General features: G+C 74.4%; 20 protein-coding genes. 12 read left to right on the plus strand and 8 right to left on the minus strand.

The features are described from left to right. Nucleotides 1–202 precede the first annotated feature (202 nt). Nucleotides 203–1,042, plus strand: coding sequence for an isocitrate lyase/PEP mutase family protein (locus tag E4U92_RS13360; protein ID WP_137300590.1), 840 nt, complete (start codon nt 203–205; stop codon nt 1,040–1,042). 34 nt (nt 1,043–1,076) lie between these two features. Here the strand turns inward: E4U92_RS13360 and ssgD are convergent, their stop codons facing one another. After that, nucleotides 1,077–1,493, minus strand: coding sequence for a spore wall synthesis regulator SsgD (gene ssgD / locus E4U92_RS13365; RefSeq protein WP_067233519.1), 417 nt, complete (start codon nt 1,491–1,493; stop codon nt 1,077–1,079). A 304-nt stretch (nt 1,494–1,797) separates the two neighbouring features. On the opposite strand from ssgD, the gene E4U92_RS13370 reads away from it, so the two are divergent. Together E4U92_RS13370 and E4U92_RS13375 are read left to right on the plus strand one after the other, a co-directional pair. After that, on the plus strand, nt 1,798–2,859 hold the full coding sequence (locus E4U92_RS13370) for a WD40/YVTN/BNR-like repeat-containing protein (protein ID WP_137300591.1): 1,062 nt from the start codon (nt 1,798–1,800) through the stop codon (nt 2,857–2,859). Nucleotides 2,860–2,942: 83 nt separating this feature from the next. Then, nucleotides 2,943–3,269, plus strand: a complete 327-nt coding sequence (locus tag E4U92_RS13375) for a plasmid stabilization protein (protein ID WP_137300592.1) — start codon at nt 2,943–2,945, stop codon at nt 3,267–3,269. Nucleotides 3,270–3,281: 12 nt separating this feature from the next. On the opposite strand, the gene E4U92_RS13380 is transcribed toward E4U92_RS13375, so the two are convergent. Beyond that, nucleotides 3,282–3,578, minus strand: coding sequence for a YciI family protein (locus tag E4U92_RS13380; RefSeq protein WP_137300593.1), 297 nt, complete (start codon nt 3,576–3,578; stop codon nt 3,282–3,284). A gap of 60 nt (nt 3,579–3,638) precedes the next feature. Here E4U92_RS13380 and E4U92_RS13385 point away from each other — a divergent pair, with 60 nt between their 5' ends. Both E4U92_RS13385 and mmpA read left to right on the plus strand, forming a co-directional pair. Further along, complete coding sequence (locus E4U92_RS13385; RefSeq protein ID WP_137300594.1) at nt 3,639–4,364, plus strand: endonuclease V; 726 nt, start codon at nt 3,639–3,641, stop codon at nt 4,362–4,364. A gap of 107 nt (nt 4,365–4,471) precedes the next feature. After that, complete coding sequence (gene mmpA, locus E4U92_RS35880) at nt 4,472–4,618, plus strand: morphogenic membrane protein MmpA (protein ID WP_168725106.1); 147 nt, start codon at nt 4,472–4,474, stop codon at nt 4,616–4,618. Nucleotides 4,619–4,643: 25 nt separating this feature from the next. Here mmpA and E4U92_RS13390 read toward each other — a convergent pair whose 3' ends face one another. Next, nucleotides 4,644–5,822 (minus strand): saccharopine dehydrogenase family protein, encoded by a 1,179-nt coding sequence (locus tag E4U92_RS13390; RefSeq protein ID WP_137300595.1) that lies wholly within the window; start codon nt 5,820–5,822, stop codon nt 4,644–4,646. A gap of 232 nt (nt 5,823–6,054) precedes the next feature. Here E4U92_RS13390 and E4U92_RS13395 point away from each other — a divergent pair, with 232 nt between their 5' ends. The 4 genes from E4U92_RS13395 (at nt 6,055) to E4U92_RS13410 (ending at nt 12,213) form a co-directional block, all read left to right on the plus strand. Continuing rightward, entirely contained in the window at nt 6,055–7,254 is a 1,200-nt protein-coding gene (locus E4U92_RS13395) for a CaiB/BaiF CoA transferase family protein (RefSeq protein WP_137300596.1), read from the plus strand. Further along, nucleotides 7,251–8,465 carry an acetyl-CoA C-acetyltransferase gene (locus E4U92_RS13400; RefSeq protein ID WP_137300597.1) on the plus strand — a complete coding sequence of 405 codons (1,215 nt, stop codon included), beginning with the start codon at nt 7,251–7,253 and terminating at the stop codon, nt 8,463–8,465. Before E4U92_RS13395 ends, E4U92_RS13400 begins: the two co-directional genes overlap by 4 nt. Nucleotides 8,466–8,500: 35 nt before the next feature. Continuing rightward, a complete protein-coding gene (locus E4U92_RS13405; RefSeq protein ID WP_137300598.1) occupies nt 8,501–10,690 on the plus strand; it encodes a 3-hydroxyacyl-CoA dehydrogenase NAD-binding domain-containing protein in 2,190 nt (729 codons plus the stop codon). A 143-nt stretch (nt 10,691–10,833) separates the two neighbouring features. After that, nucleotides 10,834–12,213, plus strand: coding sequence for a glycoside hydrolase domain-containing protein (locus E4U92_RS13410; protein WP_137300599.1), 1,380 nt, complete (start codon nt 10,834–10,836; stop codon nt 12,211–12,213). 31 nt (nt 12,214–12,244) lie between these two features. On the opposite strand, the gene E4U92_RS13415 is transcribed toward E4U92_RS13410, so the two are convergent. Continuing rightward, nucleotides 12,245–12,937 (minus strand): MerR family transcriptional regulator, encoded by a 693-nt coding sequence (locus E4U92_RS13415; RefSeq protein ID WP_137300600.1) that lies wholly within the window; start codon nt 12,935–12,937, stop codon nt 12,245–12,247. A 218-nt stretch (nt 12,938–13,155) separates the two neighbouring features. Between E4U92_RS13415 and E4U92_RS13420 the strand changes: the two genes are divergently transcribed. After that, nucleotides 13,156–14,622, plus strand: coding sequence for an amino acid permease (locus tag E4U92_RS13420; protein WP_137300601.1), 1,467 nt, complete (start codon nt 13,156–13,158; stop codon nt 14,620–14,622). A gap of 73 nt (nt 14,623–14,695) precedes the next feature. Here E4U92_RS13420 and E4U92_RS13425 read toward each other — a convergent pair whose 3' ends face one another. Next, on the minus strand, nt 14,696–16,201 hold the full coding sequence (locus E4U92_RS13425) for a M1 family metallopeptidase (RefSeq protein ID WP_168725107.1): 1,506 nt from the start codon (nt 16,199–16,201) through the stop codon (nt 14,696–14,698). A 212-nt stretch (nt 16,202–16,413) separates the two neighbouring features. On the opposite strand from E4U92_RS13425, the gene E4U92_RS13430 reads away from it, so the two are divergent. Then, a complete protein-coding gene (locus E4U92_RS13430) occupies nt 16,414–18,366 on the plus strand; it encodes a Xaa-Pro dipeptidyl-peptidase (RefSeq protein ID WP_137300602.1) in 1,953 nt (650 codons plus the stop codon). Between the two features lie 10 nt (nt 18,367–18,376). On the opposite strand, the gene E4U92_RS13435 is transcribed toward E4U92_RS13430, so the two are convergent. Next, nucleotides 18,377–19,327, minus strand: coding sequence for an NAD(P)/FAD-dependent oxidoreductase (locus E4U92_RS13435; protein WP_137300603.1), 951 nt, complete (start codon nt 19,325–19,327; stop codon nt 18,377–18,379). 64 nt (nt 19,328–19,391) lie between these two features. Here E4U92_RS13435 and E4U92_RS13440 point away from each other — a divergent pair, with 64 nt between their 5' ends. Beyond that, nucleotides 19,392–21,032 carry an ABC-F family ATP-binding cassette domain-containing protein gene (locus tag E4U92_RS13440; RefSeq protein WP_137300604.1) on the plus strand — a complete coding sequence of 547 codons (1,641 nt, stop codon included), beginning with the start codon at nt 19,392–19,394 and terminating at the stop codon, nt 21,030–21,032. Between the two features lie 49 nt (nt 21,033–21,081). Here the strand turns inward: E4U92_RS13440 and E4U92_RS13445 are convergent, their stop codons facing one another. Continuing rightward, the gene (locus E4U92_RS13445; protein ID WP_137300605.1) at nt 21,082–21,645 is read right to left on the minus strand and encodes a putative glycolipid-binding domain-containing protein; all 564 of its coding nucleotides are present in this window, start codon (nt 21,643–21,645) and stop codon (nt 21,082–21,084) included. Between the two features lie 63 nt (nt 21,646–21,708). Beyond that, nucleotides 21,709–24,093, minus strand: a complete 2,385-nt coding sequence (locus E4U92_RS13450; protein WP_137300606.1) for a Tex family protein — start codon at nt 24,091–24,093, stop codon at nt 21,709–21,711. Nucleotides 24,094–24,095 lie beyond the last annotated feature (2 nt).

Below are 24,095 nucleotides of genomic sequence, written 5' to 3' on the forward strand. Positions count from 1 at the left end.
GTCGCACGCGGCACGCACACCCGACGGGCGTGCGGCGGTGTCTCAGGACCTCAGAGGAGCAACGTCCTTCTCCAATCGGCGGCAACAGGACCGTCGTCCACGGTAGGAGCCCCGGCGCCCGGGGTCAACCGGATTACCGCGCGGCACGCACACGTCGGATTCCTGCCAGCGGCGCCCCGGCCCCGGCTGCTTGAGTGACGGCATGACGCACCCCGATCACAGCTCCCTGCGCGACCGCGCCCTGGCCTTCCGCGCGCTGCACGTGCCGGGACGGCCGCTCGTCCTGCCGAACGCCTGGGACACCGCCAGCGCCCGCCTCGTCGAGGACGCCGGCGCCCCCGCCGTGGCCACCACCAGCGCCGGACTGGCCTGGGCGCTCGGCGCGGCCGACGGCGACCGGCTCGGCCGCGAGGACGCCCTGCGCGCCGTCGCGGGCGTGGTCGCGGCGGTGCGGGTGCCCGTCACCGCGGACATCGAGAGCGGGTACGCGACGGACCCCGCGGGCGTGGCCGACACCGTCCGCGCGGTGCTCGCGGCGGGCGCTGTGGGCGTCAACATCGAGGACGCCCTGCACGAGGGCGACGCGCCGCTGCGGCCGGTCGCCGAGCAGGCCGAGCGCGTCGCGGCCGCCCGAGCGGCCGCCGACGAGGAGGGCGTGCCGCTGTTCGTCAACGCCCGCATCGACACGTTCCTGCGCGGGGCCGGGGGAGTGGACCGCACCCTGGAGCGGGCCGCCGCCTTCGTCGCGGCGGGCGCCGACGGCGTGTTCGTCCCCGGGGCCGTCGACCCGGAGACGGTGAAGCTGCTCGTCGAGGGCGTCCGGGCGCCCCTGAACGTCATGGCGGGGCCCGGCGCCCCGCCCGTGGCGGAGCTGGCCGGACTCGGCGTCGCGCGCGTGAGCGTCGGCTCGGGCATCGCCCAGGCGGCGCACGCCCTGGTCCGCCGCGCCGCGCGGGAGCTGCTGGAGGCGGGGACGTACGGGTCGCTGGCCGGCGGACTCGACTACGGCGCGCTCAACACCCTGTTCGCGGGCGGCCGTTAGCGCCCGGCGGGGGTCGGCGCGGGGCGGGCGGGTCTCAGCAGGCGTCGCGCATCAGTTCCGCGAGGTCGTGGTCCAGGTCGAGCTGGAGGTGCTCGTGGCCGACCGGCACCAGTTCACCGCTGGCGGCGAGGAAGCTGCGGACGTCCGAGGAGTGCACGTGCACGATCGCGGTGCCCTCCGGCGCGTGGAACTCCAGCACGGTCCGGTCGTACCCGTACGGCCGCACCCGGACGTCGCCCTGGCCCTCGGCGCGGGTCAGGCCCGCGGCGAGCAGTTCGCGGGCGAAGGTCCAGCACACGTCGACGCCCTCCAGGGTGGCCGGGGCCGGGAAGGTCATGCGCACGGCGAAGGGGTCGGTGCGGTCGTAGTGCAGGGTGGCGGGGATGTGCTGCATCCGTGGCGCGGCGGCGACCAGGCGCGCCTCCACGGGCTGCTCGATGACGGTGGACAACGCCTTGCTCCCTCGTGACGGCGGGACGAACTCCGGTCGGGTGAGGCCGGCACTGGGAGAGACGTCGGAACCGGCCGATCCGTGCACACGTCCTGAGAGTGACCTCGGTCACCGCCTTCATGCGCACGAGTGACCCAGCTCTCCCCGCAGTCCGTACCGGCGCTCCCCGCGCGAAGACGCCCCGGCCGGGCCGGGGAGCGCCTCTGGACGCCGTCCGGGCGGTGGGCTAGCTTCGCCCGCCATGAGGCGCTTGGGGAGTACGCGACGCGGCACGACGACGGGACGGGGCGGACGGACGGGGCGGGTGGCGGCCGTCGGAGCGGCCTGCGCGGCGGCCCTCGCGGCCCTCACCGCCGTCCCCGCACAGGCCCACGCACCGGCGGGCCGGCCGGCGCCGCACTGGCAGCCCAAGGACACCGGCGCGCCGGACGTGCGGTTCCGCGGACTGGCCGCCGTCGGCCGGGACACCGCGTGGGTCGCCGGGACCGCCGGCACGGTGCTGCGCACCACGGACGGCGGCGGGACGTGGCGCGACGTCTCGCCCCCCGGCGCCGGCGACCTGCAGTTCCGGGACGTGGAGGCCTTCGACGCCCGGCACGCCGTCGTGCTCGCCATCGGCGAGGGCGAAGCGTCCCGGGTCTACCGCACCGACGACGGCGGCGGCACCTGGACCGAGTCGTTCCGCAACACCGACCCGCGCGCGTTCTACGACTGCCTGACGTTCCTCGACCGCCGCCACGGCCTCGCCCTGAGCGACCCGGTGGACGGGAAGTTCCGCATCCTCTCGACCGGCGACGGCGGCCGCTCCTGGGCCGTGCTGCCGGACACGGGGATGCCGGCGGCCCTGGAGGGCGAGGCGGGGTTCGCGGCGAGCGGGCAGTGCCTGGTGGCGTCGGGGCCGCGCGACGTGTGGCTGGCCACCGGGGGCGGCGCCCACGCGCGCGTGCTGCACTCCGCCGACCGCGGCCTGACCTGGACCGCCGCCGCGACACCGGTACCCGCGGGCGACCCGGCCCGCGGCGTCTTCGCGCTCGCCTTCCGCGACCGCGCGCACGGCCTGGCCGTCGGCGGCGACTACCGCGCCGACCAGCCCTCCCCGCGGGCCGCCGCCACGAGTGCCGACGGGGGCCGCACCTGGCGGCCCGCCGCGACACCGCCGCCGGCCTACCGCTCCGGCGTCGCCTGGCTGCCGCACAGCCGCGTCGCCGCGCTCGCGGTCGGCCCCACCGGCACCGACCTGACGACCGACGGCGGCCGCACCTGGCGCACCCTGGACACCGGCTCGTACGACACCGTCGACTGCGCCCCGGACCCGGTGTGCTGGGCCGCGGGGGAGAAGGGACGGGTGGCACGGCTGGAGCGCTGAGCGGGGGACACCGGGGACGCGAAGGGAGGCGACAAGTCGCGCGAGGCGGGTACCCGGTGGGCGGACGCGAAAGGAGCGGCGCCATGCCTGCTGGTTCCAACCCCAAGCGGGAACGTCAGTACGAGCACATCAAGAAGAGCGCGCAGGACCGTGGTGAGAGCACCGAGAGGGCCGAGGAGATCGCGGCCCGCACGGTGAACAAGGAACGCGCCCGGTCCGGCGAGTCCAAGACGGCCAGCCGCACCTCCACCGAGGACATGTCCTCGGGCAGGCGCGGCGGTCAGCGGTCGGGCAAGGGCTCCCAGGGCCCCACGTACGACCAGTTGTACGAGGAGGCCAAGAAGAAGAACGTCAAGGGCCGCTCGGACATGAACAAGGACCAGCTCCAGCGCGCCCTGGGCAAGAACTGACGGGCCCGCCGGTCAGCCGGCCGGCTCCTGGTACCGCGCCAGCTCGGGGGCCGTCTTCGTCGCGACGAACTCCGTGACGCGGTACGCGCACACCCCGGCGGTGACGAAGGGGTCGCCCGCGGCGATCTCCTCGATGCGCGCCCGGTCCCCCGCGACGGCGAGGATCACCCCGCCGTCGCGGGGGTTCTTGCGTCCCGACGCCAGGAAGACCCCGCGCGCGTACTGCTCGTCCAGCCACGCCACATGGGCGTCCAGGACGGCGTCGACGGCGTCCAGCGGGGCGGTGTAGGTCAGCTCCAGCACGAACATGATCGCGAGCCTACCCCCGGGCCCGCACGCGCGGGTGGTCCCCGTACGCTCGGGTGCACCATGACGACCGTTCCCCTCCCCGCCGACTGGCCCACGACCGAGGACGAGGCCCGCGCCGTCCAGGACGAGCTGCGGGCCCGGGTGGTGCTCGACGAGTCCGGACCGCCCCCCGGCACCGGCCGCGTGACGGGCGTGGACGTCGCCTACGACGACGAGCGGGACGTCGTCGCGGCCGCCGCCGTCGTCCTCGACGCGGCGACCCTCGACGTCGTCGCCGAGGCCACCGCGGTCGGCCGGATCTCCTTCCCCTACGTGCCCGGCCTGCTCGCCTTCCGCGAGATCCCCACGGTGCTCGCCGCGCTCGACGCGCTGCCCTGCCCGCCGGGCCTGGTGGTCTGCGACGGCTACGGCCTCGCCCACCCCCGCCGCTTCGGCCTGGCCAGCCACCTGGGCGTCCTCACCGGCCTGCCGACGATCGGCGTCGCGAAGAACCCCTTCACCTTCACCTACGACGCCCCCGCCGCCGAGCGCGGCTCGTGGGCCCCCCTCCTCGCGGACACGGAGGAGGTCGGCCGCGCCCTGCGCACCCGCACCGGCGTCAAGCCGGTCTTCGTCTCGGTGGGCCACCGCACGACCCTGCCCGCGGCCTGCGCCCACACCCTCGCGCTGACCCCCGCGTACCGCCTCCCGGAGACAACGCGCAGGGCCGACGCACTGTGCCGACGCGCCCTGCGGGAAGCGGTCGGCCCCGGCGCCGGACAGGCCGCCCCGCCGCACGCGGACTGAGCGGGGACCCAGCGGGGACCGAGCGGGGACCCGAACTGGCCGTCTGAGTACGTCATCTGAGTACCCGTACGGATGTTCGCGCGCCCGGTCGGCGGGAAGGTGAGGGCATGACCACTCACCGCGCCGCCGAGCCGCTCACCGATCCGCACCGCCCCGTGGAGCGGGCCATGACCGTCGCACTCGTCCTGGGGGTGCTGGCCGGGCTGGGCTGGATCGCGGGCATGGTCTACACGCTGGTCGCCTGGCCCCTGTGACGGCGCCGCACCCGTCGGCGGCCGCTCAGCGGGTGGCCGCCAGGCGGAAGCGGATGCCCGCGCGCACCAGGCGGTCGGTCAGGGCGTCGCCCATCGCCACCGCCGTGGTGACCTGGCCGGAGGCCGGGGGCAGCGGGTCCAGGACGAGGGACAGGGCCGCCTCGGCGAAGATCTTCGCCGTCTCGTCGTAGCCGGGGTCGCCGCCGGAGACCTCCGTGTACACCCGCCGGCCGCCGCCCTCGCCCACGAACCGCACGGAGAACCAGCTCCGCGCCCGCCGTTCGGCACTCGGCCCGTCACCGGGACGCAGCCGGTCCGACAGCCGGCGCCGGACGGGCGGCACCTGCGCGGCCGCCGCGAGCGCGCCGACGGCCGCCACCCCGCCGAGCGCCACGGGCAGCCGTCGTACGGCCGCGTAGTGGCGGTAGCGGAAGTCGGGGCCGTAGCGGCGCAGCGCGGCCGCGGAGCGGCGCACGACCTGCGGGTCGATCGTCGGCAGCGGGAGGGCCCACGCGTCCACCTCCGGCGCGAACCGGGGCGCGCCGACCGGCGCCGTCGCCCGCCGGCCCACCAGGCGCGGCTCGTGCCGGGCCCGGTCACGGGCCGCCGCGACCATCTGCCGCCCGCGGGCGAACTGGCCCAGCGCGGAGGCGAACGTGCCGCCCGAGAACGCGGCGTCCGCCGTCACGAACCCGTCCACGGTCAGCGGCACGCCCTCGGGGAGCCGGCGCACCGTGTAGTACACGCCCAGGTCGTGCGGCACCGAGTCGAAGCCGCACGCGTGCAGCAGCCGCGCCCCGGTCTCCCGCGCGCGGGCGTCGTACCGCACGTACATCAGGTCCACGAACTCCGGCTCCCCGGTGAGGTCCAGGTAGTCCGTGCCGAGGTCGGCGCAGGCCGCGACCAGTTCCTCCCCGTGCAGCACGTACGGCCCGACGGTCGTGGCCACCACGCGCGCGTGCCCGGCGAGGGCGCGCAGGGAGGCCGGGTCCGCGACGTCCGCCCGCAGCACGCCGACCCGCGCACCGCCGGGCAGCGTCTCGCGCAGCCGCTGCAGCTTCTCCTCGCTGCGTCCGGCGATCGCCCAGCGCACCTGCTCGGGCGCGTGGTCGGCGAGGTACCGCGCGATGAGCCGTCCCACGAAGCCCGTGGCCCCGAACAGCACGATGTCGTAGGGCCGGTCCGTCTTTTTCATCCTGCTCATGACACCCCTCGGTCGCGCGGCCCGCGCCGCTGTCGGTGGCCGAGGCTAGCGTGAGGGGCGAGCAGCGGTGACGACGAGCCCCCGTCCCTGGTGCACGGCCCCGCCGCAGGGGCGCCGGCCGGTCCCCGGGCGTAGGCTGTCCAAGCGCTTGCTTGCTCACTTCTTGTGTCCTCGGGGCCACGTTCCTAACATCACTGGTGTTACAGCAGTCGTGTCACAGCAAGGGGGCTGGATGGCAACGGCACGGACGCCCGGGCAGGGCCCGCTCACCGGCGTGCGCGTGGTCGAGCTCGCCGGGCTCGGCCCCGGCCCCTTCGCGGCCATGCTCCTGGCCGACCTGGGCGCCGACGTGGTGCGGGTGGACCGCCCCGGCGGCCCGGGCCTCGCCCTCGACCCCGCCCACGACGTCACCAACCGCAACAAGCGTTCCGTCGTGGTCGACCTCAAGGCCCCCGGCGGCCCCGCCCGCGTCCTCGACCTCGCCGAGCGTGCCGACGTGCTGATCGAGGGCTACCGCCCCGGCGTCGCCGAGCGCCTCGGCGTCGGACCCGGGCACTGCCACGCCCGCAACCCCCGTCTGGTCTACGGCCGCATGACCGGCTGGGGCCAGGACGGCCCCCTCGCCCCGCGCGCCGGCCACGACGTCGCCTACATCGCGCTCACGGGCGCCCTCGGCCTGATCGGCGACCCCGACCGGCCCCCGGCCGTGCCCGCCAACCTTCTCGGCGACTTCGCGGGCGGCTCCCTGTACCTGGTCGTCGGCGTCCTCGCCGCGCTGCACCACGCGCGCGTGCACGGCACCGGCCAGGTCGTCGACGCCGCCATCGTGGACGGCACCGCCCACCTGTCGGCCCTGCTGCACGGCATGCTCGCCGCCGGCGCCTGGCAGGACCGGCGCCGGGCCAACCTCCTGGACGGCGGCTGCCCGTACTACGGCACCTACGAGACCGCCGACGGCCGCCACGTGGCCGTCGGCGCCCTGGAACCGCAGTTCTACGCCGAGTTCCTGGACGTCCTCGGCCTGGACGGCTTCGCCGACGCCCACGGGGACCCGGCCCGCTGGGCGGAGCTGCGGGCGGCCGTCGCGGAGCGCTTCCGCAGCCGGACCCGCGACGAGTGGACGGCCCGCTTCGAGGGCACCGACGCGTGCGTGGCCCCCGTGCTGACCCTGCGGGAGGCCCCGCACCACCCGCACCTGGCCGCCCGCGGCACCTTCACCGAGCACGACGGCCTCACCCAGCCGGCCCCCGCTCCCCGCTTCTCCGCGACCCCCACGACCGTGCGCACCGGCCCCGCCCGGCCGGGCGCCGACACCGAGGCCGTGGCCCGCGACTGGGACCTGCCCGGCCTGCCGGCCCGCGCCGACGCCACCGAGCCCCGCACCCACCGAAGCCCCCTGCTCCGCAGCCCTCATGGAAAGGCCCCCCAGTGAGCACCGAAGCGTACGTGTACGACGCGATCCGCACCCCGCGCGGGCGGGGCAAGGCCAACGGCGCCCTGCACGGCACCAAGCCCATCGACCTGGTCGTCGGCCTCATCCACGAGCTGCGCGACCGCTTCCCCGGCCTGGACCCGGCGGCTATCGACGACATCGTGCTCGGCGTCGTCGGCCCGGTCGGCGACCAGGGCTCCGACATCGCCCGCATCGCGGCGATCGCCGCCGGCCTGCCGGACACGGTCGCCGGCGTCCAGGAGAACCGCTTCTGCGCCTCGGGCCTGGAGGCCGTCAACCTGGCCGCCGCGAAGATCCGCTCCGGCTGGGAGGACCTGATCCTCGCCGGCGGCGTGGAGTCCATGTCCCGCGTGCCCATGGCCTCCGACGGCGGCGCCTGGTTCAACGACCCGATGACCAACCTCGCGGTGAACTTCGTGCCGCAGGGCATCGGCGCCGACCTGATCGCCACCATCGAGGGCTTCTCCCGCCGGGACGTCGACGAGTACGCCGCCCTGTCGCAGGAGCGGGCGGCCACCGCGTGGAAGGACGGCCGCTTCCAGCGCTCGGTGGTGCCCGTGCGGGACCGGGCCGGCCTGGTGGTCCTCGACCACGACGAGCACCTGCGGCCCGGCACCACCGCCGACTCCCTCGCGAAGCTCAAGCCCTCCTTCGCCGACATCGGCGAGCTCGGCGGCTTCGACGCGGTGGCCCTGCAGAAGTACCACTGGGTGGAGCGCATCGACCACGTCCACCACGCGGGCAACTCCTCCGGCATCGTCGACGGCGCCGCCCTCGTCGCCATCGGCTCCCGGGAGGTCGGCGAGCGCCACGGCCTCACCCCGCGCGCCCGCATCGTCTCCGCGGCCGTCTCCGGCTCCGAGCCGACCATCATGCTCACCGGCCCCGCGCCCGCCACCCGCAAGGCGCTCGCCAAGGCCGGGCTGACCATCGACGACATCGACCTCGTCGAGATCAACGAGGCGTTCGCCGCGGTCGTGCTGCGCTTCGTGAAGGACATGGGCCTGTCCCTGGACAAGGTCAACGTCAACGGCGGCGCGATCGCCCTCGGCCACCCCCTGGGCGCGACCGGCGCGATGATCCTCGGCACCCTCGTCGACGAACTGGAGCGCCAGGACAAGCGCTACGGCCTCGCCACCCTGTGCGTGGGCGGCGGCATGGGCATCGCGACGATCGTCGAGCGCATCTGACCACCCTCCCGACGGATCACACGGAGCACCCTCGCATGAGCACTCAGCCCACGACCATCCGCTGGGAACAGGACCGCACCGGCGTCGTCACCCTCGTCCTCGACGACCCGAACCAGTCCGCCAACACCATGAACGCCGCCTTCCGCGCCTCCCTCGCCGCGGTCGCCGACCGCCTGGAGGCCGAGCAGGACACCGTCCGCGGCGTCATCCTGACCTCCGCCAAGAAGACCTTCTTCGCCGGCGGCGACCTGCGCGACCTCATCCGGGTCACCCCTGAGACGGCCCAGGAGCTGTTCGAGGGCGGCCTGGAGATCAAGCGTCACCTGCGCCGCATCGAGACCCTCGGCAAGCCGGTCGTCGCCGCGCTCAACGGCGCGGCGCTGGGCGGCGGCTACGAACTCGCCCTCGCCTGCCACCACCGCATCGCGCTGGACGCCCCCGGCGCCAAGATCGGCTGCCCCGAGGTCACCCTCGGCCTGCTCCCCGGGGGCGGCGGCGTGGTCCGCACCGTCCGCCTCCTCGGCATCACCGACGCCCTGCTGAAGGTGCTGCTCCAGGGCACCCAGTACGCCCCGCGGCGCGCCCTGGAGAACGGCCTGGTCGACGAGGTCGTCGACTCCCGCGAGGAACTGCTGGAGCGGGCCCGCGCCTTCATCGAGGCCCACCCCGAGTCCCAGCAGCCCTGGGACCGCCCCGGCTACCGCATCCCCGGCGGCACCCCTGCGCACCCGAAGTTCGCGGCCAACCTGCCCGCCTTCCCCGCCACCCTGCGCAAGCAGACGTCCGGCGCCCCCTACCCGGCCCCGGCCCGCATCCTCGCCGCCGCCGTCGAGGGCGCCCAGGTCGACTTCGAGACCGCCCAGGTCATCGAGGCCCGCTACTTCGTGGAACTGGCCGCCGGGCAGACCTCGAAGAACATGATCCAGGCGTTCTTCTTCGACCTGCAGGCCGTCAACTCCGGCGCCAACCGCCCGAAGGGCGTCGAGCCCCGCACGGTCCGCAGGGTCGCCGTCCTCGGCGCCGGCATGATGGGCGCCGGCATCGCGTACTCCTGCGCCCGCGCCGGCCTCGACGTCGTCCTCAAGGACGTCTCCCTGGAGGCCGCCGTCAAGGGCAAGGGCTACTCCGAGAAGCTGTGCGCCAAGGCCGTCGCCAAGGGCCGTACGTCGCGGGAGAAGGCCGACGCGCTGCTCGCCCGCATCACGCCCACCGCCGACGTCACCGACCTCGCGGGCTGCGACGCGGTCATCGAGGCCGTGTTCGAGGACACCGCCCTCAAGCACAAGGTGTTCCAGGAGGTCGAGTCGGTCGTCGCGCCCGACGCGCTGCTGTGCTCCAACACCTCCACGCTGCCCATCACCACGCTCGCCGAGGGCGTCGAGCGGCAGGCCGACTTCATCGGGCTGCACTTCTTCTCGCCGGTCGACAAGATGCCGCTCGTCGAGATCATCAAGGGCGAACGCACCGGCGAGGAGGCGCTGGCCCGCGCCTTCGACCTGGTGCGGCAGATCAGGAAGACGCCGATCGTCGTCAACGACTCGCGCGGCTTCTTCACCTCCCGCGTCATCGGCCACTTCATCAACGAGGGCGTGGCGATGGTCGGCGAGGGCGTCGAGCCCGCCTCCGTCGAGCAGGCGGCGGCCCAGGCCGGCTACCCGGCCAAGGTGCTGTCCCTGATGGACGAGCTGACGCTCACCCTGCCGCGCAAGATCCGGGCCGAGTCGAAGCGGGCGGTGGAGGAGTCCGGCGGCACCTGGACCGCGCACCCCGCCGAGGCGGTGATCGACCGGATGATCGACGAGTTCGGCCGCACCGGCCGCAGCGGCGGCGCCGGCTTCTACGACTACGAGGACGGCCGGCGCACCCGCCTGTGGCCGGGCCTGCGCGAGCACTTCACCCGGCCCGGGCACGAGATCCCGTTCCGCGACATGCAGGAGCGCATGCTCTTCGCCGAGGCCCTGGACACCGTCCGGCTGCTGGAGGAGGGCGTGCTCACCTCGGTCGCCGACGCCAACATCGGCTCGATCCTCGGCATCGGCTTCCCCGGCTGGACCGGCGGCGTGCTGCAGTACATCAACGGCTACGAGCCGGCCGCCGGGGAGGCGAAGGGGCTGCCCGCCTTCGTCGCCCGCGCGCGGGAGCTGGCCGAGCGCTACGGCGACCGGTTCACCCCGCCGGCGCTGCTCGTCGAGAAGGCGGAGAAGGGTGAGACCTTCACCGACTGACGCCCCGATGTGACGACCCCTCGGGGGCGGGACCGGACGGCCCGCCCCCGACGGCTGTGCGACACGCCTGCCCGAAGGCTTGTCAAAATCCGGACACAGCGCCAATCTGAGGGCATTTCAGCCCACTCGGCTCGGGGGCCGTCATGCCATCACGTCCGGACCCACTTCCCGACCCACGTCCCGACCCGGTTCTCTCCTCACTCCTGGTCAGATCCCGCACCGCCCTGCTCACCTGGGCCTCGGCCGCCGCGCTCGCGGTCGCCACCGTCCTGGCCACCGCCCCGGTCGCCGCCGCCGAACCGGCCACCACGGCCGCCTACCCGGCCGGCGCGACCGCCACCCGGTACTCCGGGCTCGCCTTCGACGCCTGCACGGCGCCGCCGCTCACCACGATCCGCGCCTGGTCCGCCTCCCCGTACCGCGCCCTGGGCGTGTACCTCTCCGGCGTCAACCGCACCTGCGCGCAACCCCAGCTCACCGCCTCCTGGGTGGCCTCCGTGTCCGCGCTGCGGTGGCGCCTGCTGCCCATCCACAAGGGCCTGCAGCCGTCCTGCGGCGCCCGCGCGAGCGACGCGAAGATCAGCACCAGCGCCACCACCGCACGCTCCCAGGGCACCGCCGCCGCCACCCAGGCGGTCGCCGCCGCCAAGGCGCTCGGCATGCTCCCGGGCAGCGCCCTGTACAACGACATCGAGAACTACTCCCAGACGAACGCCACCTGCCGCACCAGCGTGCTGAGCTACGTCTCCGGCTGGACCAAGGAGCTGCACCGCCTCGGCTGGCTGTCCGGCGTGTACATGAACCTCAGCCTCGGCGCCGAGCAGCTCGCCGGCGTCTACACCTCCACCGGCTACGCCCGCCCCGACGCCCTGTGGGTCGCCCGCTACGACGGGGTCGACTCGCTCAAGGGCTGGGCCGGCGTCGCCGACGGCAAGTGGGCCGTCCACCAGCGCGCCAAGCAGTTCCGCGGCGGCCACGACGAGACCTACGGCGGGGTACGCGTCAACATCGACACCGACCGGCTCGACACCCCCGTCGCCACGGTCGCGTACCCGTACCGGACCACCGCCGCCGTCACCGCCCGCTCCGGGCCCACCACGGCCGCGGCGGCCGTCACGTCGTACGCCCGGGGCGCCACGGTCCGGGCGGTGTGCCAGACCAGCGGGCCCAAGGTCGGCACCTCGACCGTCTGGGACAAGCTGAGCACCGGCACCTACGTGGCCGACCACTACGTCGACACGCCCTCCGCGACCACCTGGAGCCCCCCGCTGCCGCGCTGCGCGTACCCCTACCAGATCGCCTCGGCCACGGGGGTCACCGAACGCAGTGGTCCCGGCACCTCCTCCACCGCGCTCGGCACCGCCCCGAACGGCGCGCTGGCGTGGGTGACCTGCCAGAAGTCCGGGACGGCGGTCGGCGGGACCAAGGTCTGGGACCGGCTCGACAACGGCCACTACGTCAGCGACCACTACGTCTCCACGCCCAGCGGCACGACCTACAGCAAGCCCGTGCCGCGCTGCTGATCCGCCACCCCGCCGCCGGGGACCCGCCCGCTCACTCCGTCAGCCAGCCGCGCAGCTCCTGCCGCAGCGACCGCTGGAAGGTCGTCAGCAGGGCCTGCACCACCAGCGGGTGCATGTGGGCGGAGAGCGAGCGCACGTCCTCGGCGGCGCGCTCGGCGACCGCGTCCCGCAGCAGCCGCGACAGCGCCTGCGCCGCCGTGCGGGAGTGCTCCAGCAGCACCTCCCGCGCCGCCAGGACGACCTCCTGCGACAACGGCACGTCCAGCAGCTCCACGCCCAGCCGCAGCAGACCGGCGTCCACGCGGTAGCAGTCGCCGTCGGGCGTGAGCACGTCCATGGCGGCGAGCCGGTCCACCTCCGCGTCGGTCAGCTCCCGCCCGGCCCGCCGGTCCAGCTCCGCACGCGGGACGGTCTCCGCCGCCTCCGGCGCCCAGGAGGCCACCACCGCCCGGTGCACGGCCAGGTCGTGCGCGCTCAGGTCCGGCGGCAGCCGCCGCAGGTACCGCTCGATCGCCGCGAGCGTCATGCCCTGCCGCTGGAGCTCCTCGATCAGCTCCAGACGCGCCAGGTGCGCGGGGCCGTAGCGGCCGACCCGGCGCGGACCGATCACCGGCGGCGGGAGCAGGCCCTTGCTGCCGTAGAAGCGGACCGTGCGCACGGTGATGCCCGCGCGGGCGGCCAGCTCGTCGACGGTGAGGGCCGGCTCCTCGGTCTCGGTCGTCATGTGCAGCAGTATCGCTGTCCCAGCGGTGCTGTGACACTCCTGGTGACAGCGTCGCCCCGCGTGTGAGAAGCGACGCTCTGTGACATGGGCCACCGCGAGCGGGGCACGAGGTCTGGGAAACTGCTGCCTTGGTCTGTGCCCCCTACCGGGAGCCGCGGGCCGCGACTGTACGGACCCGGGCGTGACCCGCCCGGGCACACCAGAGAGTGGAACGACCCGTGAGCAAGGACGCCGTGCACACGGCCCCGGCCGCTGCCTCCGCGCAGACGGCCACGTCGCCCGCGGACGCGGGCGACGCCGGCTACAGCAAGGACCTCAAGCACCGCCACGTCAACATGATCGCCATCGGCGGCGCGATCGGCACCGGACTCTTCCTGGGCGCCGGGGGACGCCTGCACTCCGCCGGACCGGCGCTCGCGCTGGCCTACCTGGTCTGCGGCGTGTTCGCCTTCTTCGTCGTGCGGGCGCTCGGCGAGCTGGTGCTCTACCGGCCCTCGTCCGGGTCCTTCGTGTCGTACGCGCGCGAGTTCCTCGGCGAGAAGGGCGCCTACGTCGCCGGCTGGATGTACTTCCTGAACTGGTCGACCACCGGCATCGCCGACATCACCGCGATCGCGCTCTACACGCACTACTGGAGCCTGTTCACGCCCGTGCCGCAGTGGGTGCTGGCGCTGATCGCGCTCGCCGTGGTCCTCGCGGTGAACCTGATCTCGGTGAAGATCTTCGGCGAGATGGAGTTCTGGTTCGCGATCGTCAAGGTGGCCACGCTCGTCGCCTTCATGCTGGTCGGCATCTTCCTGCTGGCCACGCAGCACGACGTCGGCGGCACCACGCCCGGATTGAGCGTGATCACCGACCACGGCGGCGTCCTGCCGCACGGCGTGATGCCGGTGGTCCTGGTCATGCAGGGCGTCATCTTCGCCTACGCCGCGCTGGAGCTGGTCGGCGTCGCCGCCGGCGAGACCGCCGAGCCGGAGAAGGTCGTCCCGCGCGCGGTGAACTCGATCATGTGGCGCGTCGGCCTGTTCTACGTCGGCTCGGTCGTCCTGCTCGCCCTGCTCCTGCCCGGCTCGGTGTACTCGGCCGACGAGAGCCCCTTCGTCACCGTGCTGTCGAAGATCGGCGTCGACGGCGCCGGCGACGTGATGAACCTGGTGGTGCTCACCGCCGCCATGTCGTCCCTCAACTCGGGCCTGTACTCCACGGGCCGCATCCTGCGCTCCATGGCCACGGCGGGCTCCGCGCCCCGCTTCACCGCCCGCATGAACCGCAGCCAGGTGCCCTACGGCGGCATCCTGCTGACCTGCGCGGTCTGCGTGCTCGGCGTCGGCTTGAACTACCTGGTGCCCAGCAAGGCCTTCGAGATCGTGCTGAACGTCGCCTCGCTCGGCATCATCAGCACCTGGGTGATCATCATGGTCTGCCACCTGGTCTTCGTCCGCCGCGCCCGGGCCGGCCAGGTCACCCGGCCGCAGTTCCGCCTGTTCGGCAGCCCCGTCACGGAGATCGCCACGATCGCCTTCCTCCTGGCCTGCCTGGGCATGATGGGCAACGACCCGGAGGTGGGCCGCAAGACCCTGCTGCTCATCCCCGCGATCGCGGTCGCCCTGGTCGTGGGCTGGTACGCGGTGCGCCGCCGGGTCACCCGCACCGCGAACGAGGAGCTGACCGACCTCACCCGGTAGCAGGACGCGCGCTTGAGGGGTGGTCCGGGGAGCACGCTCCCCGGACCACCCCTCCGGTCGTCGCGGGCGGCTCCTACCGGAGCGCGCCGTGCACGTCGTTCGTCGCCGCGATCCGCTTCCAGGACCTCGGCTGCACCGGCGCCGCCCCCCGGGCCGACGGCGCGACGGACGCCGCGCGGGCCGCGGGCGCGGCCGGCTTCGACGGCTGGAACAGCCACGTGTCGAACAGCGCGGCCAGCGGCTTGCCGGACACCTGCTCGGCGTACCGCTGGAAGTCGGCCACGGACGCGTTGCCGTAGGCGTACTTCTGCGGCCAGCCCTTGAGGACCGCGAAGAACGCGTTGTCACCGATCGCGTTGCGCAGCGCCTGGATGGCCAGCGCGCCCCGGTCGTACACCGCGCCGTCGAACTGGTTCTCCGGGCCCGGGTCGCCGGGCTTCACGGTCCAGAACGCGTCGCCGACCGGGTGCGAGGCGTAGACGTAGTCGGCGAGCTCCTGCGCCGTGCCCTCGCCCTCGTGCTCGGACCACAGCCACTGCGCGTACCGCGCGAAGCCCTCGTTGATCCAGATGTCCTTCCAGCCCTTGACCGACACGCTGTCGCCGTACCACTGGTGGGCCAGCTCGTGCACGACCACGGAGGTGTTCGCGCCGTTGGCGAACTGCCGCGGGCTGTAGTAGACGCGGGTCTGCGTCTCCAGCGCGTAACCGGTCGTGGTGTTCGGGACGTAGCCGCCGGCACTGCTGAACGGGTACGGCCCGAAGTAGCCGCTGAGCCAGTCGACGAGCTCCCCGGTGCGCTCCACGCTGGCGCGCGCGGCGCCGTCGTTGTCGCCCAGGTCCTTGCTGTAGGCGTTGACGACCGGGACACCGCCCTCGGAGGTGCTGGTCGTCACGTCGAACCGGCCCACGGCGAGCGTGGTGAGGTACGTGGTCTGCGGCTTGTTCTCGCGCCAGTTGTACCGCGTCCAGCCCAGCTTCGAACTCGTCGACTGCAGCGTGCCGTTGGAGATGGCCTGGGTGCCGTCCGGGACGAGCACCGACACGTCGTAGGTGGCCTTGTCGAGCGGGTGGTCGTTGCTCGGGAACCACCACCAGGCCGACTCGGGCTCGTTGGCGCCGATCCCGCCGTCCGGCGTGCGGTGCCAACTGGTGAAGCCGTACGCCTGCTTGGACGAGGGCACCCCGTGGTAGCGGACCACGACCGTCAGGGCCGTGCCCTTGGGCAGCGGCGACTTCGGCGTGATCACCAGCTCGTGCTCGCCGGAGGTGGTGAAGGCGGCCGTCACACCGTTGACCCGCACCTCGCTCACATCGAGCAGGAAGTCCAGGTCGAAGCGGGACAGGTCCTGCGTGGTCTTCGCCAGGAGGGTCGCGGTGCCCTCCAACTCGTCCGTCGCGGGCTGGTACTTCAGCCGCAGGTCGTAGTGCTGGACGTCGTAGCCGCCGTTGCCGTAGGCCGGGTAGTAGGGGTCGCCGATGCCCGGCGCGCCGGGGGTGAAGCTCGCGGCCGACGCCGGGATCGCCAGCAGTACGGAAGCCGCGGCGAGCGCGCCCGGTGCGATGAGTCTGCGGTGCACGAATGCTCCAAGTCGTCGGAACAGCAGATCCGTTCGAAGCCTATTGACTCCCCGGGCGCGGGACCTGTCCACGGCCGCCCCTGTCACACGATCGCCATTCGGCCGTCACGAGCCCCTCCCGCACAGGGGCGGGATCCGGCCACGCCGGACCCCCGGGCCCCTCACCGGATGCCCTCTTCTGCACGGGAGTTGACGGCTGTAGCGTCCCGCGCATGCCGACACGCACGCGCTTCACGATCTGGAGACCGCTCGCGACCGCCGCCGTCACCCTCCTCCTGGCGGCCTTCCTCACCCCGGCCACGGCGAGCGCGGCGGGAACCGCCCGCACCCGCGAGAGCCTGCCCCGCTACTCCTACGCCGACGCGGTCCGCGAGGCCGTCTGGGTGGACACCGGCCTCGACGGCGACGGCGACGGGCGCACCGACCGCGTCGCCGTCGACATCGTGCGCCCCCGCGAACCCGCCGCCCAGGGCCGCAAGGTGCCCGTCATCATGGACGCCAGCCCCTACTACTCCTGCTGCGGACGCGGCAACGAGAGCCAGAAGAAGACCTACGACGCCGACGGCCACGTCGTGCAGATGCCGCTGTTCTACGACAACTACTTCGTGCCGCGCGGCTACGCCGTCGTCGGCGTCGACCTCGCCGGCACCGCCCGCTCCGACGGCTGCGTGGACGTCGGCGGCCGCTCCGACGTGCTGTCCGCCAAGGCCGTCGTGGACTGGCTGAACGGCCGCGCCCGCGCGTACACGACCCGCACCGGCACCGAACGGGCCCGCGCCACCTGGACCGACGGCCGCACCGGCATGATCGGCAAGAGCTGGGACGGCACCATCGCCAACGGCGTCGCCGCCACCGGCGTGCGCGGGCTGCGCACCATTGTGCCGATCAGCGCCATCTCCTCCTGGTACGACTACTACTTCCAGCAGGGCGCCCCGCTGTACGACTCCGGCCCCGAGTGGCTCTCCGACTACGTCGACAGCCCCGAGGCCCGCGCCCGCTGCGCCGCCGTGCAGCAGCGCCTCGTCGACGGCGCCCCGCGCACCGGCGACCTCACCGCCCTGTGGGCCGAGCGCGACTACGTCAAGGACGCCGCGAAGGTCAGGGCCAGCGTCTTCCTCGTGCACGGCATGCAGGACCTCAACGTCCGCACCAAGCACCTCGGACAGTGGTGGGACGCCCTCGCCGACCACGGCGTGCGGCGCAAGATCTGGCTGTCCCAGACCGGCCACGTCGACCCGTTCGACTTCCGCCGCGCCGCCTGGGTCGACACGCTGCACCGCTGGTTCGACCACGAACTGCTCGGCTACGACAACGGCATCGACCGCGAGCCGATGGCGGACGTCGAACGCCACCCCGACCAGTGGGTCACCTCCGCCACCTGGCCGCCGCGCGGCACCACCGCCACCACCCTGCGCCCCGCCCCGGGCAGCGAGGCCGGCGTCGGCACCCTCGGCCTGCGCCGCGCCCCGGGCTCCGAGACCTTCACCGACGACCCGGCGCTCGACGAGACCGACTGGACGGCGCACCTCGACCGGTCCACCCCGGAGAAGGCCGGCTTCCTGACCGCGCCCCTCACCCGGGACCTGCGCCTCGCCGGTTCCCCGAGCGTCACCGTCACCGCCACGCCCACCACGGCGACCGCCCACCTGTCCGCCGTCCTGGTCGACGTCGGCCCCGACACCGTCCGCGACTACGCGGCGAGCGGCGAGGGCATCACCACCCTCGCCGACCGCACCTGCTGGGGCGCGAGCACCCCGGGCGACAGCGCCTGCTTCAAGGAGACCTCGGCGAAGACCGTCGACGTCGGCGCCACGGTGGTCAGCCGGGGCTGGGCCGACCTCGGCACCTACGCCGACCCCGGCCACGGCGTCCCGCTCACGCCGGGCCGGGCGTACACCCTGACCGTGGACCTCGCGGCCACCGACCACGTCGTGCCGAAGGGGCACCGGCTCGCCCTGATCGTCGCGGGCACCGACCGGGACCTCATCGACCCGCCGGCCGACCGGCCGACCCTGACTCTCGACCTGGCCCGCACCTCGGCCCGCGTCCCGCTGGTCGGCGGCCCGGCCGCCTTCGCCCGCGCCACGTCGGGCAGGGGACCGGCCACGCCCACCGCCGCCCCGACCGGCGTGCCGGAGCCGCGCACCGCCCCCCGCGTGCCGTAGGAGTCGGCCGTCAGGAGGCGGGCGGGCCCACCAGTCCGGCCGCCTCCTCGGCGCAGCCCCACGCCACGGTCACCCCGGCGCCGCCGTGGCCGTAGTGGTGCACCACCGGGCGCCCGTCCGGCAGGGCCGCGCGCTCCAGCCGTACCGCGGGCCGCGCGGGCCGCAGGCCCACCCGGTGCTCCAGCACCCGCGCGCCCGCCACCTCCGGGCGCAGGGCCGCGCACCGCCGGACGATCGCCTCGGCCACCGCCGGGTCCGGGTCCGTCGACCAGGCGTCCTCCTCGGCGGTCCCGCCCAGCAGCAGCCGGCCCGGCTGCGGCAGCAGGTACGTCGGCTCGCCGTCCGCGTCGGTGGAGACCAGCCAGGTGCCGATCCCCGGGTTCTCCACGACGACGAGCTGCCCGCGCACCGGCCGCACCGCCGGGTCGCCGGCCAGCTCGCGGGCGCCCAGCCCGGAGCAGTTCACCACCACCGGGGCGTCCGCCTCGGCGAGGTCGCCCACCGCGCGCTCCTCCACCGTGCCGCCGGCCGCCACCAGGTGCTCCCGCAGCCACGGCAGGTGCGCCGTCATGTCGATGAGGGGCAGCCGCGCCCACAGCCCCACGCCGCGCGGGTACTCCCCGGCGGTGGCCGCCCGCAGCCCGGTCAGCCGGCCGGCCGCCCACGCCTCCACCTCGGCCGGGTCCGTCTCGCCCAGCACCCCCTCGACCAGCCGGACGCCCGTCTCCGCGGGCCGCGCGGCCAGCTCCTCGTACACCTCGAGCGAGCGCAGCGCCCACGCCCGCGCGGACTCCACCGGCTCGATGTGGTACGGCCACCACAGGCCGCCGGCCACCGCGGACGTGGTCCGCTCGGCCGGCTCCCGGGTCCACACCCGCACCCGGTGGCCGCGCTCGGCGAGCACGGCGGCCGTCGTCAGCCCGATGACCCCGCCACCCACCACGATCACTCCGCCGCTCATCCCCGCTGCCTCCTGCCGGCCACCGTGCCCCGCCCGTCGGGACTCCCACTAGGATCTACCGTCTGTGACCGCCACCCTCGTCGCCAAAAACCTCGCCGCCGGCCACGGCGACCGCTCGCTCTTCTCCGGGCTCGACCTGGTCGTCGCCCCCGGCGACGTGATCGGGCTGGTCGGCGCCAACGGCGCCGGCAAGTCCACCCTGCTGCGGCTGCTCGCCGGGCTCGCCGCGCCCGAGGAGGGAGAGCTGCGGCTCTCCCCGCCCGCGGCGACCGTCGGGCACCTGCCCCAGGAGCCGGAGCGGCGGCCGGGGGAGACCGTGCGGGAGTTCCTCGCCCGGCGCACCGGCGTGGCCGCCGCCCAGCGCGCCATGGACGAGGCCACCCAGGGTCTGGTGGACGGCACGCCGGGCGCCGACGACGCCTACGCGGCGAGCCTGGAGCGCTGGCTCGGCCTCGGCGGCGCCGACCTCGACGAGCGGGCCGAGGAGACCGCCGACGCGCTCGGCCTGCGGGTGGACCTGGACCAGCCGATGACCGCCCTGTCCGGCGGCCAGGCGGCCCGCGCGGGCCTCGCCTCGCTGCTGCTGTCCCGCTACGACGTCTTCCTGCTCGACGAGCCCACCAACGACCTCGACCTGGACGGCCTGGAGCGCCTGGAGCGGTTCGTGACCGGGCTGCGCGCCGGCACCGTCGTCGTCAGCCACGACCGCGAGTTCCTCACCCGCACGGTCACCAAGGTCCTCGAACTCGACCTGGCCCAGCAGGCGGTCAACCTCTACGGCGGCGGCTACGCCGCCTACCTGGAGGAGCGGGAGGTCGCCCGCCGGCACGCCCGCGACGACTACGAGGAGTACGCCGACAAGCGCTCCGCGCTGCAGGACCGGGCCCAGACGCAGCGGTCCTGGATGGACAAGGGCGTGAAGAACGCCCGCCGCAAGGCCGGCAACGACAACGACAAGATCGGCCGCAAGTTCCGCAGCGAGGCCAGCGAGAAGCAGGCCGCCAAGGCCCGGCAGACCCAGCGCATGATCGAGCGCCTGGAGGTCGTCGAGGAGCCGCGCAAGGAGTGGGAACTGCGTATGGAGATCGCCGCCGCGCCCCGCTCGGGCGCGGTCGTGGCGACCCTGCGGGACGCCGAAGTGCGGCGCGGCGCCTTCACGTTCGGGCCGGTGTCCCTCCAGGTCGACTGGGCCGACCGGATCGCGGTGACCGGGGCCAACGGCGCCGGCAAGTCCACCCTGCTGGGCGCCCTGCTCGGCCGCCTCCCGCTGGACGCCGGGCACGCCGCGCTCGGCTCGGGCGTCCTGGTGGGCGAGGTGGACCAGGCCCGCGCCCTGTTCCACGGCCCCGACGCGCTGCTGGACGCGTTCCAGGCGGCCGTCCCCGACACCGAACCGGTCGAGGTGCGCACGCTGCTGGCCAAGTTCGGCCTGAAGTCGGACCACGTGCTGCGCCCCGCGGCGACCCTGTCACCCGGTGAACGCACGCGGGCCGCGCTGGCGTTGCTGCAGGGCCGGGGCGTCAACCTGCTCGTCCTCGACGAGCCCACCAACCACCTCGACCTGCCGGCCATCGAGCAGCTCGAGTCCGCCCTCGACGCCTACGACGGCACGCTCCTGCTGGTCACCCACGACCGCCGCATGCTGGACGCGGTCCACGTGACCCGCCGCCTGGAGGTGGCCGACGGCAAGGTGACCGAGCGCTGAGGGACCCGGGGCCGGGCCCCTCGGCCCGGCCGCGCGCTCGGCCGGGCCGTCAGCCGAGCCGCGTCGCCAGCCCCGGGTAGTCGCGCACGAACCCGTCCCCGTCGAACACGACGTCACTGCGGAAGTCCCCCGAGGCGAACCGCACCCGCGTGCCGCCGTCCACGCCGCCGAGGTGGGTGTACGTCTGCCACGACGGCCGCACCGTCAGGGCCGGCACGGACACCCAGGCCATGAGCAGCCGCCGTTCGCCCGGCTTCCGGTGCAGCCCGTGCCGCAGGACCGGCATGGTGTTGGTGAGGGGGCACCGCCCCAGGTCGCAGTCGAGGGCGGCGTCGAAGCCGGGGAGCCGTTCCCCGTCGGCCGTCCAGCCGCCCCCGTCGCCGCGCCGCAGGTCCAGGGAGCGGGTGCGGGCCGCGGTGTCCACCGTGACCCGCAGCCGGCGGGTCACGCAGCCGGGGCCCGTCTCCAGCTCGTAGGTGACCCAGTACGGCTCCGGCACGGTGCCCACGGCCCGCCCCCGGGCCCGCAGGGCACCGTCACCGATCTCCGCCCAGGCGGTCTCGTACCCGTTGCTCGCCGTGACGTCCCAGGTCAGTACGCGCGAGATGGCCATACGGCCACTGTACGGGCGCGGTGCCGACGGGTCCGGGCCGTGGCCGGGACCCGTCGACGGGTGTCAGCCCCGGCCCTTCTTGGGGTCGAGCAGGCCCGCCCGGCGCAGGGCGTCGGCCATCGCGCCGTTGGCCGGGGCCGCGGCCGCCTGACGGGAGCCGGAGCCGGCACCGCCCCGGCCGCCGCCGCCCTGGCGCTGCTGCGGGGGCCGGCCGCCACCGCGCCGCGGACGCTCGCCGCCGGCGGCCGGGCCCTGCGGGGCCGCCTCGTCGTCCAGCCGCAGCGTCAGCGAGATCCGCTTGCGCGGGATGTCGACGTCGAGGACCTTCACCTTCACGATGTCGCCCGGCTTGACCACGTCCCGCGGGTCCTTCACGAACGTCTTCGACATCGCGGAGACGTGGACGAGGCCGTCCTGGTGCACGCCGACGTCGACGAACGCCCCGAACGCGGCGACGTTCGTCACCACGCCCTCCAGGACCATCCCGGACGACAGGTCGGAGATCTTCTCGACCCCCTCCTTGAAGGTGGCCGTCCTGAAGGCCGGCCGCGGGTCGCGCCCCGGCTTCTCCAGCTCCTTGAGGATGTCCGTCACGGTCGGCAGGCCGAACGTCTCGTCCACGAAGTCCGTGGCCCGCAGCGAGCGCAGCACCCCGGTGTTGCCGACGAGGGACGCCACCTCCTGACCGGTGGTCTTCACCATGCGGCGCACCACCGGGTACGCCTCGGGGTGCACGCTGGAGGCGTCCAGCGGGTCGTCGCCGCCGCGGATGCGCAGGAAGCCCGCGCACTGCTCGTACGCCTTGGGGCCGAGCCGGGGCACCTTCTTCAGCTCGGCGCGCGAGCGGAACGGGCCGTTGGCGTCGCGGTGCGCCACGATGTTCTCGGCGAGGCCCGAGGTGATGCCGGAGACCCGGGCGAGGAGCGGCGCCGAGGCGGTGTTGACGTCCACGCCCACGCCGTTCACACAGTCCTCCACCACCGCGTCCAGCGAGCGCGACAGCTTCACCTCGGACAGGTCGTGCTGGTACTGGCCGACGCCGATCGACTTGGGGTCGATCTTGACCAGTTCGGCCAGCGGGTCCTGCAGGCGCCGCGCGATGGACACCGCGCCGCGCAGCGACACGTCGAGGCCGGGCAGCTCCTGGGAGGCGAACGCGGACGCCGAGTACACCGACGCGCCCGCCTCCGAGACCATCACCTTGGTGAGGTTCAGCTCCGGGTGCCTGGCGATGAGTTCACCGGCGAGCTTGTCGGTCTCGCGGGAGGCGGTGCCGTTGCCGATGGCGATCAGCTCGACCGCGTGCGCCTCGGCCAGCCGCGCCAGCTTGGCGATCGCCTCGTCCCACCGGTTGGCCGGGACGTGGGGGTGGACCACGTCGGTGGCGACGACCTTGCCGGTCGCGTCGACCACGGCGACCTTCACGCCGGTGCGGAAGCCCGGGTCCAGGCCGAGCGTCGCGCGTGTGCCCGCCGGGGCGGCCAGCAGCAGGTCGCGCAGGTTCGCCGCGAAGACGTTCACGGCCTCGTCCTCGGCGGCGGTGCGCAGCCGCAGCCGCAGGTCGATGCCGAGGTGCACCAGGATGCGGGTGCGCCACGCCCAGCGGACCGTGTCCCGCAGCCACTTGTCGCCCGGCCGACCCCGGTCGGCGATCCCGAAGCGGTGCGCGACGATCCCCTCGTACGACGACGGCCCGTCCGTGGGCTCCTCGGGCTCCAGGACGAGGTCGAGGACCTCCTCCTTCTCGCCCCGCAGCATCGCCAGGACCCGGTGCGAGGGGAGCGCGGTGAACGGCTCGGAGAAGTCGAAGTAGTCGGCGAACTTGGCGCCCGCCTCCTCCTTGCCCTCGCGCACCTTGGCGGCGAGCCGCCCGCGCACCCACATGCGCTCGCGCAGCTCGCCGATGAGGTCGGCGTCCTCGGAGAACCGCTCGGTGAGGATCGCCCGGGCGCCGTCCAGGGCCGCCTGCGCGTCGGCGACGCCCCGGTCCGCGTCGACGAACGCGGCGGCGGCGGCCGCCGGGTCCACGCCCGGGTCGCCGAGCAGCCCCTCGGCGAGCGGCTCCAGGCCCGCCTCGCGCGCGATCTGGGCCTTGGTCCGCCGCTTCGGCTTGTACGGCAGGTAGATGTCCTCCAGGCGCGCCTTGGTCTCCGCGCCGCGGATCCGCGCCTCGAGCTCGTCGGTGAGCTTGCCCTGCTCGCGCACCGACTCCAGGATCGCGGACCGCCGGTCCTCCAGCTCCCGCAGGTAGCGCAGCCGCTCCTCGAGCGTGCGCAGCTGCGCGTCGTCGAGCATCTCGGTCGCTTCCTTGCGGTAGCGGGCGATGAAGGGCACCGTCGAACCGCTGTCGAGCAGTTCGACGGCGGCCTTGACCTGCCGCTCCCTGACGCCGAGCTCCTCGGCGATCCTGCCTTCGATGGACCCTGCGCTGGACCCGGGTGTCGTCACGA

Origin of the sequence: Streptomyces galbus (genome assembly GCF_005280195.1) — a bacterium.
GTDB lineage: Bacteria > Actinomycetota > Actinomycetes > Streptomycetales > Streptomycetaceae > Streptomyces > Streptomyces galbus.

Excerpts from the sequence above, each read along its gene's own strand:
- E4U92_RS13380 (WP_137300593.1), bottom strand. The coding sequence starts at position 3,578 with ATGTTCGTGCTGGAGCTGACCTACACCGCCCCGCTGGACGCCGTCGAC.
- E4U92_RS13360 (WP_137300590.1), top strand. The coding sequence starts at position 203 with ATGACGCACCCCGATCACAGCTCCCTGCGCGACCGCGCCCTGGCCTTC.
- E4U92_RS13390 (WP_137300595.1), bottom strand. The coding sequence starts at position 5,822 with ATGAGCAGGATGAAAAAGACGGACCGGCCCTACGACATCGTGCTGTTC.
- mmpA (WP_168725106.1), top strand. The coding sequence starts at position 4,472 with ATGACCACTCACCGCGCCGCCGAGCCGCTCACCGATCCGCACCGCCCC.
- E4U92_RS13435 (WP_137300603.1), bottom strand. The coding sequence starts at position 19,327 with ATGAGCGGCGGAGTGATCGTGGTGGGTGGCGGGGTCATCGGGCTGACG.
- E4U92_RS13385 (WP_137300594.1), top strand. The coding sequence starts at position 3,639 with ATGACGACCGTTCCCCTCCCCGCCGACTGGCCCACGACCGAGGACGAG.
- E4U92_RS13445 (WP_137300605.1), bottom strand. The coding sequence starts at position 21,645 with ATGGCCATCTCGCGCGTACTGACCTGGGACGTCACGGCGAGCAACGGG.
- E4U92_RS13430 (WP_137300602.1), top strand. The coding sequence starts at position 16,414 with ATGCCGACACGCACGCGCTTCACGATCTGGAGACCGCTCGCGACCGCC.
- E4U92_RS13410 (WP_137300599.1), top strand. The coding sequence starts at position 10,834 with ATGCCATCACGTCCGGACCCACTTCCCGACCCACGTCCCGACCCGGTT.
- E4U92_RS13405 (WP_137300598.1), top strand. The coding sequence starts at position 8,501 with ATGAGCACTCAGCCCACGACCATCCGCTGGGAACAGGACCGCACCGGC.
- E4U92_RS13415 (WP_137300600.1), bottom strand. The coding sequence starts at position 12,937 with ATGACGACCGAGACCGAGGAGCCGGCCCTCACCGTCGACGAGCTGGCC.
- E4U92_RS13395 (WP_137300596.1), top strand. The coding sequence starts at position 6,055 with ATGGCAACGGCACGGACGCCCGGGCAGGGCCCGCTCACCGGCGTGCGC.
- E4U92_RS13375 (WP_137300592.1), top strand. The coding sequence starts at position 2,943 with ATGCCTGCTGGTTCCAACCCCAAGCGGGAACGTCAGTACGAGCACATC.